A 13,974-nucleotide genomic window follows, 5' to 3' on the forward strand; every position below is an offset into this window, starting at 1 on the left:
GTCAATCTTTGCCTCGATTTTCGCGTTAGTCCTCGCGTCAATCCTTGTAGCTCGCGTCAATGCGATCCACCCGCCGCACGAGCGCGTCGAACACGTCCTGTCCCGCACCGTGACGCGGATCGAACTGCAACGAGTCGCGCGAGCAACGGATCGCCACCTCTTCCGGCACCACGCGTGCGCGGCCCATCGAGAACGTGGCCATCTGGATTTCGCACGCGCGGTTGAGTGTCCACAGAACAGCGAAAGTTTGCGGCAACGTGTGGCCCCATGCAAGCAGGCCATGGTTGCGCAAAATCACCGCCTGCCTGTTGCCGATGTGTTCGAGCAGACGCGGCCCCTCTTCCGCATGCACCGTGATGCCTTCGAAGTCGTGATACGCGATGCGGTCGTGCAACTGCGCGCTATAGAAGTTGGTTTGCTGCAAGCCGTCTTCCAGGCAGGCCACTGCGACGCCGGCCGTAGTATGCGTGTGCATCACGCAGTGCGCATCGGGCAAGCCTTCGTGAATCGCCGCATGCACGACAAAACCCGCGGGATTCACCGGATACGGCGAATTATCGAGCACGCGCCCTTGCCCGTCGATCTTCACGAGATTGCTCGCCGTCACTTCGCTGTAGTGCAGACCGAATGGATTGATCAGGAACTGGCGCTCGCCGCCGCTGACGCTCGCCGGCACGCGCAACGTGATGTGGTTGTAGATCATCTCGGTCCAGCCGAGCATATCGAAGATGCGATAGCACGCGGCCAGTTGCACGCGCGCCCGCCATTCGTCGGGATGCATCGCGGCGCGCTTCGGCGGGGTCACGGCTTGCATTTCAAGAGTCGTCATCAGGGTCTCCGTTGTTATCGTTTGCTATCGTTATGGTCGACGTTGCGGGTAACGGCCGCTATGCGCCCGCCACCACCGCCGCGATCGACGACGCCACATAGTCAACGTTGCGCGCATTCAATCCGGCGACACACATGCGCCCCGACCGCAGCACATACACCGCGTATTCGCCGCGCAAACGCTCGACCTGGGCTTCGCTCAAACCCGTGTAGGTGAACATGCCGCGTTGCGCGACGTAACGCGCTCGCATCACTTCATCGACGCGGCCTGCGAGGCCTTCGTGAATCGTGCCGCGCATGGCCAGAATCCGTTCGCGCATGGTAGCAAGTTCCGCCTCCCACAAAGCGCGCAAGGACGTGTCCGACAGCACGTTAGCCACGAGGCGCGCGCCATGCGTCGGCGGATTGCTGTAGTTGGCGCGCACCGTCGACATCAATTGACCGAGTACGCGCGCGGCCTCTTCCTTGCTCTTGCACACCACGTTCAACGCGCCGCACCGCTCGCCATACAGCGAGAAATTCTTGGAGAACGAATTGGCGGCAATCAGCGGCACACCCGCATCGGCCAGCAGGCGCACGCAGGCGGCGTCCTCCTCAAGACCCGCGCCGAAACCCTGATACGCCATATCGACAAACGCAATCAGTTTGCGGCGCTGCAATACCGGCACCAGCTCCGCCCATTGCGCCGGACTCAGATCGACGCCGGTCGGGTTGTGGCAGCACGCGTGCAGCAGCACGATGCTCTGTTCCGGCAAGCGGCCGATCGTGTCGATCATGTCGGCGAAACGCAAGCCGCCGGTGTGTTCGTCGTAATACGGATACGTGTTGACCGTGAGACCCGCGCCTTCGAATACCACGCGATGGTTTTCCCAACTCGGATCGCTGATCCAGATCTGTGAGGCCGGGAAATAGCGCTTCAGAAAATCCGCGCCGACTTTCAGCGCACCTGAGCCGCCTATTGTTTGCAACGTCGCAATCCGGCCCGCTGCACGCGCTTCGTTGTCCGCGCCAAACACCAGCGCTTGTGCCGCGTCGCGGTAAAGCGGCAAGCCCGCCATCGGCAGATAGGAGCGCGGGCCGATCGAATCGAGCAACGCGGTTTCGGCGCGCCGTACGGCGTCCATCACCGGCAGTTTGCCCGCGTCGTCGAAATAGATGCCGATGCTCAGATTGACCTTGTTGGGCCGCGGATCGAGTTGAAAATCCTCGTTCAGGCTCAGAATCGGGTCGCCCGGATAGGCGGGAATGTGGTCGAACATGGCAATTCCTTGAGTGGGGCTCTGCATGGGGCTTAACTGTGGTCTACGCCGTGGCCTACGTATACCCTGGAGGTGGGCTGCTGCAACCTGATCGTGGCCGCGTGAACGAGACGGAAGTCTAAGCGGGTTTCCAGCTTCGCGTCGACCAGCACAAGTGTCGGCCAACGGCGCACGACATACAATCAATCGATTTTTCACGATTAGTAAGTTTTTCTTTAGAATCGCCTGATGCCACTCACACGCGTCACCATTCGCCAATTCGAAGCGTTTCTCGCCATCGTCGATTTGCACAGTATCGGCGCGGCGGCGGAACGGCTCGGGCTGACCTCGTCGGCGGTCAGCCAGTTGCTGGCCGAACTGGAAACGGAGCTGGGCTTTCGCCTCTTCGACCGTACAACGCGGCGCGTCAATCTGTCGAGCGCGGGGCAGGATTTTCTCTCGTCCGCCGAATCCGTGTTGCGCTATGTGCGCGCCGCGGCCCAATCCGCCGACGACATCCGCAATCGCGCGGCCGGCATCGTGCGAGTCGGCGCGCCGCTAGTGCTCGCGGCGACCGCGCTGCCGGCGGCCATCGCCGAATATGCACGCGACAAACCGAAGGTGGTCGTGCGCATTTGCGACACCGTGGTCGAACAACTGGTGGAGCGCGTGGAAAGTGGCGACGTGGATCTCGCCATCGGCCCGGATCGCCAGAGCGGCACACGAGTGCGTTGCGATCCGGCCTTTGCAAGCCCGTGGGTGATGTGGTGCGCGCCGGCGCATCCGCTGAACGCACGGCGCCGCGTGCAGTGGCAGCATTTACGCGACGTGCCGATTGTCGCCACCGGCCGCGATCACGAACGCGCAGTCGAACAGATGCTGGCTAATCTGCCGGTGGAGGCGCGCATCATTCCCGTGGACGTGGTGGACAACGTCACTACAGCGTTCGGTCTCGCTTCACAGGGGCTTGCCGTGACCCTCGCGCCCGCCTACGTCGCGCCGCTCGCGCGAACCTTCGGGCTGGTGATGAAGCGGATCGTCGATCCGGAAACCATCCGCGAGGTGTGCGTGTATCGCTCGACCGAGCGTGCACTGTCGCCGCCCGCGGACGGATTCGCGGAGTTCATCATGCCGTGGCTGAAGCGCTGGGATCGTGAGACGCAGGCCGATGCACGGGCGAAGCGCGGGTGATTTCCAGTGCGAGCTGAATTATGCGTCGACCGTGTTTCGGCCGTTCGTCGACTAAGCCTCGGATGCTCATTGGCTGCGCCGCGGTGAATCTGCGGCCGCAACTTCGGCGCGTCGAATCAGGACCGTTCAGGCTGCAAACATAGCGAGAACAACTGGCGCTGGCTCGAGATACCCAGGCGCGCGTAAGCGCGTTTCTGATACGTAATCACACTCGCAGCCTTGACGCCCATTTGTTCGGCGATCTCGGTGGCGCTTGCGCCTTCGAGCACGCCGCGCAGCACGTCGATCTCGCGCGGCGTAAGCGCCGGACATGCACGTCTGACACGAGCCAGCATCGCGGCTGCCGTACCTTGCTGATGCTGCCCGTTGATTGCGTAATGGCTTTTCGCGGCGTGCGCGAACAGATGCGCCACGCTTTCCACGCGCTCAAGTTCGCCTGGCTGGAACATGCCGTAGGCGCTATCGCGATACAGATTGATCGACAGCCAGACGCTTTCCATAGGTTGCAGCAGCAACGATAGGCGGTCGGACACGTTGGGCTGTGCGTAGCACGCGGCGCGATAGGCTTCGCTTTCGATTTCTACGCTTTGCTGCTGATGCAGCACTAATGCCTCGCGCGCCTGTTTCGCTGGCGGGCCGCCGACGATGGCGCGGTTGCCGTCGAGGGCATAAAAGTGCGCGGCGTAGCGGTCGGCGACGTCACGCAGAAAACGGCCGCCGCGATGGTCCGCGGCGGAGACGGTGCGCGGCCTCGCGTCGAATTCGTAAGCGAAGATCGTGCACTGCGAAACAGGAAGCGTGTCGCCAACAGTTTTCAGAATGCTTGCGGCGAGCGCGTCCGGGTCGGCATGCGAGATCGACATGACGAGGTCGGTAACACGCGACGTGTTGATGTGCCCGCTGCGGGGCGGCGTGGATATGCGCCAGGAACGCATGATGATGGTGGAGTCACGGTACGGGGTTTTCGGTCTGGCAAGCGTAGCACAATGAAGCATTACATCTGCTGCCGCTCAGCTTTCATGGCAAAGCTCGCTCACGCCGTCAGGGCACCCGGAAAACCCTGCGGCGGACCCAAAAACTACAGCGTCCCCAGTTTGACAGCGAGGAAATCGACCAGCAGCCGAGTTCTCTGTGGCAAGCGCCGCGTCTTCGCCCACATCGCATGCAACGGCAAGGGCGTAAGCTGAAAGTCCGCCAGCAATACCTCTACCTTCCCTGCTTCGACCCATTCCTGAATCTGCCAGAAAGCAGCGACCCCTATTCCCATGCCGCCCAGCACGCCCGCATTCACCGCAGCGACCTGATTGCTGTCGAAGCGCCCTGCTACGTTCACGGCAATCTCGTGTCCATCGGACGAGGTAAACGCCCAACGGCCTGGATGCGGCACGCCGGTTCGAACGACACAATCATGTCTCGTCAGATCCCGCGGATGCGACGGTCTACCGTGCTCGGCAAGATAAGCCGAGGCGGCGAACACCACTCGCCGAAGCGTGCCGATCCGTCGCGCCACGAGCCGTGAATCAGGCATTTCGCCAATGCGGATCGTCACGTCCGCCCCCGTCTCTACCGGATCGCGATACGCGTCGCTCAGATCGAGCGACAACTCGAGTTGCGGATGACGCTGCAAAAACTCCGCGGCAAGCGGCGCGATGAATTTCGGTCCAAACAGCGTGGGCGCATTGATCAGCAATCGACCGGTGAGCCGGTGTGCTTCCTCGGCCAGTTCCGTGCGCGCCAGCTCCAGTTCGGTCAGCGCGCCTTTGACGCGTTCGTAAAAGCGCATGCCGGCTGCGCTTGGCTGCGAAGTGCGCGTGGTTCGCACGATCAAGGTTGACCCGTGGGCCCGCTCAAGCACCTGCAGCGACCGGCTGACGGCCTGCAACGACCGGCCAAGCCGGCGCGCGGCGCTTGTCAGACTGCCCTCCTCGACGATCGCCACCAAAGTTTCCAGATCGCGCAATGCATCCATCGCCGATTCTCCCGTTTTTCGTGAGGATGTATCCAATTCAGTGCGAATTGTGTTTGTCTGACGTGAGAGTAGCATCGATTCAACTTCACTTGATGGACAGCCCGACGATGGACTCTCCCATGATTCAATGCCCGAGCACTGCCCAAACGGCTACGCCGCCGGCACAGAGCGTTCCGACCGCCCGGTTCGCCGCGATGGTCGCGGTCGCTGTGCTGCCCCTGTATGCGTCACAAACGTTGATCGGCCCGCTCAACACCTCGCTGCATCTCGGCGCATGGACCACGCTCGTCACCGCATTGACGTTGCTCGGCTATGCGGCCGGCCTGGTCGGACTTGTGCCGCTGATCGATCGCTTGCCCAATCGGCCCCTGATTGCGGCGACGTTGTTGGCGCAGATCACGTGTCTCGTATTGGCCGCTATCGCGCCGCTGGCGCCCGTGTTTCTGGCGGCTTCGTTCGCCGTCGGCGTGACGTCGAGCGTCGTGCAGATGCTGGTGCCCGCGGCCGCATCGCTCGCGCCGCCGGCTTCGCGCGGCAAAGTCGTCGGTAATGTGATGAGCGGTTTGATGCTCGGCATTCTTTTGTCTCGACCGCTCGCCAGTGTGATAGGCGGCGCATTCGGCTGGCGCGCGTTTTACGCCACCGATGCCCTGCTGCTCGCCATTGTCACGCTTGCCGTGGTGCCGCGTTTGCCGGATGTTCGCCCTGTCGGCGCGCCGCCCTATGCCGCGTTACTGGCGTCGATGGCGCGCCTGGTCGCGCATGAGCCCGTGCTGCGCCGCCGGGCGCTATATCAAGCCCTGCTCATGGCCGGGTTCAATGCGTTCTGGAGTAGCGTCGCAATTGTGCTGACACGCGCGCCGCTCGGCTTGAGCAGCACCGCGATCGCACTGTTCGCGCTAGCCGGCGGCGGCAGCGTGTTCATCGCACCGTTAGCGGGCCGGGCCGGCGACAGGGGCTGGTCGAAGCCCGCCAGCATGCTCGCTCACGCGGTCGCCATCGCGGCCGCCCTGATGGCGGCATTCGCGTTGACGTCGGGGGTATCGCGCGCCGCATCGATCGCTATGCTCGCCGTGGCAGCATTTTTTATCGACGGTGGCGTCATTGCCGATCAGGCGCTCGGCCGGCGCGCGATCAATCTGCTTGCGCCCGAATCGCGTGGCCGGGTGAACGGACTCTATACGGGACTCTTTTTCATCGGCAGTGCGGTGGGCGCCACCATCGCCGGGCCGGCGCTCGCGCATTGGGGCTGGCCGGGTGTATGTATCGCGGCACTGGGCTTTTTCGCCGCGGCAGCGGCCCTGCATTTACGTGACAGTTCGCGCGGCGCATGAACGAACTTACGAAAGACTGGAGGAGCACGGTCATGACATCCACACGCACCGGAATGCGCTATCGCCGCATCGAAATCGACGGACTCGACATTTTCTACCGCGAGGCGGGACCACGCGATGCGCCTGTGATTCTGTTGCTGCACGGTTTCCCGTCGTCGTCGCGAATGTACGAGACGCTGATGCCGCTGCTCGCGCAAAATTACAGGCTGATCGCGCCGGACTACCCGGGTTTCGGGCACAGTAGCGCACCCTCGCCCGACGCGTTCCACTACACATTCGACCATCTCGCCGAGGTGATGACGCGTTTCACCGATGCACTGGGACTGAAACGCTATACGCTCGTCATGCAGGACTACGGCGGTCCGGTGGGGTTTCGGCTTGCACTTTCAAACCCTGAGCGAATCGAGGCCCTGGTGGTGCAAAACGCCGTTGCTCACGAAGCAGGCCTCGGTCCGCTATGGCAAACACGTAAGGCCTTCTGGAACGATCGCGCAGCGCATGAAGCGGCACTAAGGGCAAATCTGCTCTCGTTTGAGGCGACGCGGTTACGGCATGTTGGGCGCAGTCCGAATGTCGATCGTTACGATCCGGATACCTGGACGGATGAATTCGCGTTTTTATCGCGGCCCGGCCGGATCGATATTCAGACCGAGCTTTTCTACGACTATCGGACGAATGTCGAGCGATATCCGCTGTGGCAGCGGTATCTGGAAGAACGTCAGCCCGCCCTGCTCGTACTGTGGGGGAAGTACGATCCCTCATTCGAGGTGGAGGGCGCACATGCGTATCGCGGCAATGTATCTGGCGCCGAAGTGCATCTGCTTGACGGTGGGCACTTCGTGCTGGATGAAGCAGTCGATCAGGTTGCGGCGCTGATGGTCCAGTTTCTGGGTGCGCGGTTGGCGCGCTAAGCCGCTTTACTCCTTGGGCGGTGGTCTGATTATCTGCGCAACGACCGCGGAAGACACCGACTATCGCCCGGTAAAGGACCCGCGCACCAACGTCACCATTCTCGGCAATTCAATCGTAAAAACAGTTCCGATAAGCTCGTCAGAGCTGACACTGACGTTCCCCCCATGCATCCGTGCAATCTCCTGCACGATATGCAAGCCCAGCCCTAACCCTTCCCGCGACCGCGCACCACTGGTATTTGGCCCAAAGGCCTTGAACAGATGCGGAAACACCTCTGAAGGAATCGTGCCGCGATTGGCGACCTTCAACCGCACAGACTCGACGGATTCGCCATCCACCTCCACACCGATATCCCCGCCCTGCGCACCGTGATGCAACGCATTGCTGACCAGATTCGACACCGCCTGCCAGATCAGATCCGTATCCCAGGCACCTGCGGTATTCCCCCGGCTGGCAAACACGATCCGCTTGCCGTTCTCTCGCGAAGCGAACTCGTCGATCACCGATTTGCACAAGTTCGCCAATTCGATCGAGCGCGGCTGTAACGGCAAACGCCCCCCTTGCAAGCGAGCAAGATTGAGCAACTGATCGACCATTCGTGCCATGCGCAGCGAACTATTTTTAACACGCGTCGCTACCGTCACCGATTGCTCATCGGCCGCCGTACGCATCAGATATTCTGCCGACGCCAGCACCGCGCCGAGCGGCGTGCGCAAATCGTGACTCAGCACCGCCATCAGCATTTCGTTGGCTTCGAGCATCTGCCGCGTCGTCACGAGCTGTGTCGCAAGCTGGCGTTTCTGCTGCTCGAGCTGCACGAACACATCGACCTTCGATTGCAGAATCCGCGGGTCGAATGGCTTGTAAAGGAAATCGACCGCGCCGGCCTCGTAGCCGCGAAACGTGCGCGATGCATCCTGCGCCGTAGCGGTCAGAAAGATGATCGGCACATGCGAAGTCCGCGGGCTGCCGCGCATCAAGGCAGCCAGTTCGAAGCCGTTCATGCCTGGCATGTTGACGTCGAGAATCGCCAGCGCCACTTCGTGCTTGAGCAGCAGATCGAGCGCCGCCGTGCCCGAATCGGCTACCAGCACGGCAAGATCCGGCCGCGCCAGCAGGGCTTCGAGCGCGGTAATGTTGTGGACGATGTCGTCGACGATCAGGATCTTCACGGGTGAATGCGTCATGGCATCGGGTCAGAGAGAGGCCGGCAATGCGGCAAGCCGCCGGGCCATAGTTTCGGGGGAGTAAATGTGATCGGCCGCGCTGCGCTCGATCGCCGCACGCGGCATTTCTGGAGAACTGGCGCTATCGGGCACCTGCACCCATGTGGTACCGCCTCGCGCCTGCACATGCTTCAGGCCTTCTGCGCCGTCGTCGTTGGCGCCCGAGAGCAGAATCGCCAGCAAACGCTCGCCATATACCGGGGCCGCGGACTCGAACAGCACGTCGATCGACGGCCGCGAAAAACGCACGGCGGCGTCGGTCGAAAGCGCGACGGTGCGGTCCACTTCCACCAGCATGTGATAGCCAGGCGGCGCGACATGTACGCGGCCCGGCATGATGCGCTCGCCCGCGTCGGGTTCGAGCACGGGCAACACGCAACGATGCGCGAACGCGTGCACGAGATAGCTCGGCGAATCCGGCGGCAGGTGGGTGACGATCATCACCGCCGGCGCAAAGCTCGCGGGTAGCGCGCTGAGCAGCACGTTCAATACTTCGATGCCACCGGCCGAGCCGCCGATCACCACGAGCTCGAAGCCGCGTGCTTCGGCGGCACCCGGCTGGGACTCGACGGCTGGTTGGGCGATTGAGCGAGACATGATGTCCGTGCTAGCGCTTCTGGTAAATGCGTTCGCTCGGACGAAACTCGTCGAACGCTTCGTGGTGACGGGAAAAACGCAAGCTTTCCTTGCTGCCCAAACCAAGAAAACCGCGCCGCACGAGCGCGTTTTCAAACAGACCCAGCGCGCGATCCTGCAAGCCGCGATCGAAATAGATCAGTACGTTGCGGCACGACACCAGGTGCGCCTCCAGAAAGACTTCGTCGGTGGACAGGCTGTGGTCAGCGAAAACGACGCGGTCCTTCAATGAACCAGCGAAGCGCGCGCCGCCGTACGCCGCATGATAGTAATCCGATAGCGAACGCTTGCCACCAGCCGCCAGATAATTCTGCGTGAAACCCTGAATCCGGTCGAGTGCGTAGATGCCCGACTCCGCGCGCGCCAGCGCATCAGGGCTGATGTCGGTCGCGTAAAATAGCGTACGCTCGGTCAAACCCTCCTCATCGAAGAGGATTTTCAGCGACCACAATTCCTCGCCCGTACTGCATCCCGCCACCCACACCTTGATCGACGGATAGGTACGCAGACGCGGCAGCACATGTTCGCGCAAAGCGAGGAAATATGACGGATCGCGGAACATGTCGCTGACCTGCACCGTCAGGTACTGGAACAGGCGCGAAAACTCGTCGCCGTTACGCATGATGCGGTCCTGCAACTGCGACAGCGACCTCAGTCCGAATTCATCGAGCGCCTGCGAAAGGCGGCGCCGCAGCGACGACATCGCGTAGTGCCGGAAATCGTGCTGGTATTTAAGGTAAATCGCCTCCAGCAGCAGTTTCAACTCGATGTCGAAATCGCTGATGCGCTGCGGCACGTCAAACTCGGACTGGCTCATCGTGTTCCTGTTTCCCCACTACCGTTGCCGCAGCCACACGCGGCACAGCGAAACCAGCTTGTCCACGTCGATCGGCTTGGAAACGTAATCGTCGGCGCCGGCTTCGAGGCAGCGGGTGCGGTCGTTCGCCATTGCCTTGGCAGTCAGCGCAATGATCGGCAGATGCGCAAAACGCGGATTGCGGCGGATCTCGCCCATTGCGGTCAAACCGTCCATCTCCGGCATCATGATATCCATCAGGATCAGATGCACCTCAGGGCCGTTCTCCAGCGCGTCGAGCGCTTCGCGTCCGTTGCGCGCTATCTGCAGTTGCGCACCGAGCGGTTCCAGTACGTGCGAGAGCGCAAAAATATTGCGCACATCGTCTTCGGCCAGCAGGATGGTGCGGCCCTCGAAGGCATTGTCGCGCTGCCGCACGGTGCGCAGCATGCGCTGCTGCTCAGGCGCTAGCGACGACTCCACACTGTGCAGGAACAGCGTGACTTCATCGAGCAGGCGCTCGGGCGATTTCGCGCCTTTGATGATGATCGATTTCGAATAGCGGCGCAGGCGGTGCTCTTCTTCGTCTGACAACATGCGGCCGGTGTAGACGATCACCGGCAGCGCAGCATGCGCGGCGTTCGCGGCAAGCCGTTCGAGCAGATCGTAGCCGGTGCCGTCGGGCAGCGCGAGGTCGGTCACCACGCAATCGAAGGTGAATTTCGACAGATACTCGAACGCGTCCGCCAGGGTTGCAACCGCAACGATCTCGGTGTTGTCGCTCTGCAGCAGCGCGCGGATGCTTTCGCGCATCGGCGCATCGTCCTCGATGACCAGCACGCGTTTGAGGCGCTGTTGCAGACGCGCTTCGAGACGGCGGATCGCGGTTTCCATCGTGCTACGCGCGGTCGGCTTGAGCGTATAGCCGATGGCGCCCAGGTGCAGTGCCGTGTCGACGTGGTCGGTGGCCGACACGATATGAATCGGGATGTGACGCGTGAGCGGATCGCTCTTGAGCCACTCCAGCACGGTCAGGCCGGAGCGGTCCGGCAAACCGACGTCGAGCAGCACCGCGGCCGGGCGCATGTCGCGCACCAGCGCGAGGCCGGTGGCCGCGCTGCTCGCGTGGACGAAATCGAAATCGAGCTCGTGCGTCAGGTCGCGCAGAATTTCGGCGAAGGCAAGATCGTCTTCCACGGCGACGATCAGACGGCCGGCACGCGTGCGGTTGTCGCGGTCGTCGGCAATCGGGCCGCTGGTGGCGGCGGATGCTCTGCCTTCCGACAGCCCATTGGCGGCAGTTATGACGGCCGGATGAGGGCTGTTCAAGGGTGGCCGTAGCCGCGGCTCCGACGCCGCCGGGACCGAAGCCGCTACGGCTACGGGCGCCCGAGTCCGCGCATCCTGCCTGCCCGCCAGTGCCGTCCCGGCGTCGAGCGGCAGCCAGAGCGTGAACACACTGCCCTTGCCCACCTCGCTCGATACCGTAATCCGGCCGCCTAGCAGACGGGAAAATTCGCGTGAAATGGACAGGCCCAAACCGCTGCCACCGTATTGGCGGCTGGTGGACCCGTCGGCTTGCTGGAATGCTTCGAAGATCATTTCCAGCTTGTCTGCAGCAATGCCGATGCCGGAATCGCGCACGTCGAACCGCAGCATATTGCCTTCAGCCGGCGCGACCGACAGAGCCACTTCGCCATGCTCGGTGAACTTGACGGCGTTCGACAGCAGATTGCGCAGGATCTGCGTCACCCGCTGGCCGTCGGTGATGAATGTGTCGGGCGTGCCCGGCAGACGGTCGAAGGCGAGGCTCAAATGCCTGGCGGCGGCCATCGGCTTGAACATTTCCTGCAACGACTGCAGGGTCGCGTCGACCGATACCGTTTCTGGTTCGACCGTCACCTGCCCGGCCTCGACTTTCGACAAATCGAGGATGTCGTTGATCAGCACCAGCAAATCGCTATTCGACGCGTGAATCGTCTCGGCATAGCGCACCTGCTCTTCGCTGAGATTGCCGGTGCGGTTCTGCTGCAGCAGCTTCGCGAGAATCAGGGAACTGTTCAGCGGGGTGCGCAATTCGTGCGACATGTTCGCGAGGAACTCGGACTTGTAGCGGCTCGACTGCTCGAGGCGCGCCGCGTTGGCAGCGAGATCGTCCTGCGCGCGCAACAGGTCCGACTTCTGCCGCTCGAGACGCTGCGCATATTCCTCGAGCTGTACGTTGGTCTGCTCCAGTTCAGCCTGCTGGGCTTCGAGGCGCCGCTGCGACTCCATCAGCGCGCGGCCGCGTTCTTCCAGGCCTTCGTTGGAGACGCGCAATTCTTCCTGTTGAACCTGAAGCTCTTCGTTCAACTGTTGCGTTTCGGCAAGCGCGTCCTGCAGACGTTCGCGATACAGCGCGGCTTCAACGAAGTCGCCCATGCTGTTACCGATCAGTTCCATGAACGCCTGATCTCGCTCTGTCAGTTGGCGGATAAAGCCCAGTTCGAGGACGCCGTTGACCTGTCCGTCGTTTTCGATCGGCATGATCAGCAGATTCTTCGGCGCGCTTTTACCTGTGGCGGAAACCACTTGCACGTAGTTGTCCGGCACGTCGCGCAGAATTAGCGTGCGACGCGCGGCTGCCGCCTGCCCGATCAGCGTTTCCGATTCTTCAAAATTGCGCGCGACAGCCTGCTCGCTTTCGCGGCTGAAACCATAGGCGGCGATGCGGCGCAACGTGCCGTGCTGTTTGTCGCGTACGTAGAGCGCACCGACGGCGGCATCGAGGTATTGCGCGAGGAAGTCAAGCATCGCACGGCCGACCAGTTGCGGGGTCACCTGGCCGACGACCTTTTCAGCAAGTAGGCGCTGGCCAGAGCGCAACCACACTTGCCCCTGCAATGCGTCGGTCTGTTCGGCCTGCTTGCGCAACACGCCATCGTAGGTGGACGACAGTCCCATGAGTTCGCGGCGCCCCGCCCATGCAAGCAGGCCGCTCACGCTCAGGCTGAAGAGCAGGAATACGCTGACCAATGTGATGGTGACGCGGCGCGTCGCCTCGACACGCTCCTGCCGCAGGCGCAATTCGGCATCGAGAAAATCACCGAATTCGCGGCGCGTTTCGTCAAATTCGATCTTGCCGCGACCGCTCACCACCGCCTTTTCGAAGTCCTGATTCCTGCGGCGCGCGTCGATCATGCCCTCGGCGAAGTTGCTCCAGCGTTGCTGGATCGCTTCGATCTGCTTGAGTTTTTCGACTTGCGGAGGATTGTCGGAGACCAGTTGCTGCAGTGCTTCGATCTGCGCCTTGAATTTCGGACCGCCGGTTTCATACGGCGTGAGGAAGCTTTCGTCACCCGTAATCAGGAAGCCGCGCATCGCCGATTCGCGATCGACCGCGAGACGCAGCATTTCATTCGCCTGACCGATAACGCGCTCGGAGTGCTCCGCCCAGTTCATGGTCGAAACCAGATAGGCGATCAATGCGACGAACATGACCATCGTCACCAGGCCGACGCCTAAAGGCAGTGCGATGTTGCGGCGGATGATGGTGCGAAAACGGTTCTGATCGACGGCCTGAGGTGCGGTCATTTTTTCTATCTTCGGCTCGGGAAGCGAGGTGGTTCGGAATTTTTTTCGGTTTTTTGTATCAGTTTTTTTATGTCGCTGGGCGGCTGGTGGTGATGATACAGGATGAGGGTGGTTTTTTGAGGTTTTGGGGGCTGTGGTCCTTGCTGGGCTTGGGTTGTGAGTTTTTCCTGCGGCGTTGGCCTTTGCCTGATTTCTTAGTGGTCTATTAGCGTTTGCCCCTGTGCGGGCGGCACTTACTTTCTTTGCCGCCGCAAAGAAAGATAAGCAAAGA

Annotated in this window: 11 protein-coding genes; 3 read left to right on the top strand and 8 right to left on the bottom strand. The window is 61.9% G+C overall.

Features of this window, described 5'->3' with window-relative positions:
• Positions 1-37: 37 nt before the first annotated feature.
• Together PQQ52_RS12285 and PQQ52_RS12290 are read right to left on the bottom strand one after the other, a co-directional pair.
• Positions 38-829, bottom strand: a complete 792-nt coding sequence (locus PQQ52_RS12285; protein WP_408211002.1) for a class II aldolase/adducin family protein — start codon at positions 827-829, stop codon at positions 38-40.
• Positions 830-887: 58 nt separating this feature from the next.
• Positions 888-2,087 carry an amino acid aminotransferase gene (locus tag PQQ52_RS12290; protein ID WP_408211004.1) on the bottom strand — a complete coding sequence of 400 codons (1,200 nt, stop codon included), beginning with the start codon at positions 2,085-2,087 and terminating at the stop codon, positions 888-890.
• Positions 2,088-2,315: 228 nt separating this feature from the next.
• Here PQQ52_RS12290 and PQQ52_RS12295 point away from each other — a divergent pair, with 228 nt between their 5' ends.
• The gene (locus tag PQQ52_RS12295; protein WP_408211007.1) at positions 2,316-3,257 is read left to right on the top strand and encodes a LysR family transcriptional regulator; all 942 of its coding nucleotides are present in this window, start codon (positions 2,316-2,318) and stop codon (positions 3,255-3,257) included.
• Positions 3,258-3,373: 116 nt separating this feature from the next.
• Here the strand turns inward: PQQ52_RS12295 and PQQ52_RS12300 are convergent, their stop codons facing one another.
• Both PQQ52_RS12300 and PQQ52_RS12305 read right to left on the bottom strand, forming a co-directional pair.
• Positions 3,374-4,192: a helix-turn-helix transcriptional regulator gene (locus tag PQQ52_RS12300; protein ID WP_408211059.1), complete on the bottom strand. Its 819-nt coding sequence runs from the start codon at positions 4,190-4,192 to the stop codon at positions 3,374-3,376.
• 143 nt (positions 4,193-4,335) lie between these two features.
• Positions 4,336-5,226 carry a LysR family transcriptional regulator gene (locus tag PQQ52_RS12305; RefSeq protein ID WP_408211010.1) on the bottom strand — a complete coding sequence of 297 codons (891 nt, stop codon included), beginning with the start codon at positions 5,224-5,226 and terminating at the stop codon, positions 4,336-4,338.
• A gap of 107 nt (positions 5,227-5,333) precedes the next feature.
• On the opposite strand from PQQ52_RS12305, the gene PQQ52_RS12310 reads away from it, so the two are divergent.
• On the top strand, positions 5,334-6,560 hold the full coding sequence (locus PQQ52_RS12310; RefSeq protein WP_408211013.1) for an MFS transporter: 1,227 nt from the start codon (positions 5,334-5,336) through the stop codon (positions 6,558-6,560).
• A 32-nt stretch (positions 6,561-6,592) separates the two neighbouring features.
• Entirely contained in the window at positions 6,593-7,471 is an 879-nt protein-coding gene (locus PQQ52_RS12315; RefSeq protein WP_408211016.1) for an alpha/beta fold hydrolase, read from the top strand.
• A gap of 60 nt (positions 7,472-7,531) precedes the next feature.
• On the opposite strand, the gene PQQ52_RS12320 is transcribed toward PQQ52_RS12315, so the two are convergent.
• Genes PQQ52_RS12320 through PQQ52_RS12335 form a run of 4 tightly spaced genes read right to left on the bottom strand, consistent with a single transcriptional unit; the run spans position 7,532 to position 13,703 of the window.
• Positions 7,532-8,659: a hybrid sensor histidine kinase/response regulator gene (locus PQQ52_RS12320; protein ID WP_408211019.1), complete on the bottom strand. Its 1,128-nt coding sequence runs from the start codon at positions 8,657-8,659 to the stop codon at positions 7,532-7,534.
• A 9-nt stretch (positions 8,660-8,668) separates the two neighbouring features.
• The gene (locus PQQ52_RS12325) at positions 8,669-9,295 is read right to left on the bottom strand and encodes a chemotaxis protein CheB (protein ID WP_408211022.1); all 627 of its coding nucleotides are present in this window, start codon (positions 9,293-9,295) and stop codon (positions 8,669-8,671) included.
• A gap of 10 nt (positions 9,296-9,305) precedes the next feature.
• Positions 9,306-10,151 (bottom strand): CheR family methyltransferase, encoded by an 846-nt coding sequence (locus tag PQQ52_RS12330; protein ID WP_408211025.1) that lies wholly within the window; start codon positions 10,149-10,151, stop codon positions 9,306-9,308.
• Between the two features lie 18 nt (positions 10,152-10,169).
• A complete protein-coding gene (locus PQQ52_RS12335; RefSeq protein WP_408211027.1) occupies positions 10,170-13,703 on the bottom strand; it encodes a response regulator in 3,534 nt (1,177 codons plus the stop codon).
• Positions 13,704-13,974: the final 271 nt, after the last annotated feature.

Origin of the sequence: Paraburkholderia sediminicola (genome assembly GCF_046030555.1) — a bacterium.
GTDB classification, from domain to species: domain Bacteria; phylum Pseudomonadota; class Gammaproteobacteria; order Burkholderiales; family Burkholderiaceae; genus Paraburkholderia; species Paraburkholderia sediminicola_E.